At 56.1% G+C, this 535-nt stretch carries 1 protein-coding gene and 1 pseudogene; one reads left to right on the top strand and one right to left on the bottom strand.

Annotated features, from left to right (window positions below; all coding sequences use genetic code 11):
* Positions 1-301 (bottom strand): annotated as a pseudogene (locus BN2475_RS32710) (group II intron reverse transcriptase/maturase); the annotation flags it as partial.
* 38 nt (positions 302-339) lie between these two features.
* On the opposite strand from BN2475_RS32710, the gene BN2475_RS35190 reads away from it, so the two are divergent.
* Positions 340-535 (top strand): hypothetical protein (locus BN2475_RS35190; protein WP_218023762.1); only part of this gene is annotated, 196 nt, incomplete at its 3' end.

Genomic DNA, 535 nt, shown 5'->3' with positions numbered 1-535 from the left:
ACTCAACAACCCAGTCGTACTGCCAGCAACGCTTGCGCGTCACGGCAATCGCCTGTTTCGCCGACTTGCCCGGCCGGTACCCATAAGAATCAGGGTGAAACACCAGTTCAAGTGTCGGCTCGATCATGAGTTTGATGACGGTTTGAGCAATTCGATCAGACACGGTGGGGATGCCCAGTTTTCTCGTGCCACCCCTGGCCTTCGGAATTTCAACCTGCTTCACCGGTGGCGGGAAATACGACCCCGACGACATCCGGTTCCACAGCTTGTACAGATTTCCCGAAAGATTCTGCTCGAACATGGCGATAGTTTCATCATCCACTGCCGGCAGTGCCCCGGTTGGCCCTCACCAACTGGAAAGCCTCCCATACCGTGCGCTTTGCAATGCTGTACGGTTTCGTTGATGTCATGTCACTCATCCCCGCAGTGCAGGTTGGCGACGTTCGTCAACAGGATAACGCTACCCCTTCGCTCCACCTTCACTACAAAGGCTTCAACACTACTACGGGCAGCTCCGTCCCCCGTTCCGGCATCG

It is taken from the genome of Paraburkholderia ribeironis (assembly GCF_900019265.1).
Taxonomy (GTDB): domain Bacteria; phylum Pseudomonadota; class Gammaproteobacteria; order Burkholderiales; family Burkholderiaceae; genus Paraburkholderia; species Paraburkholderia ribeironis.
Note: the sequence above shows the minus strand (reverse complement) of the source record. Positions and strands in the feature narration are given on the sequence as shown.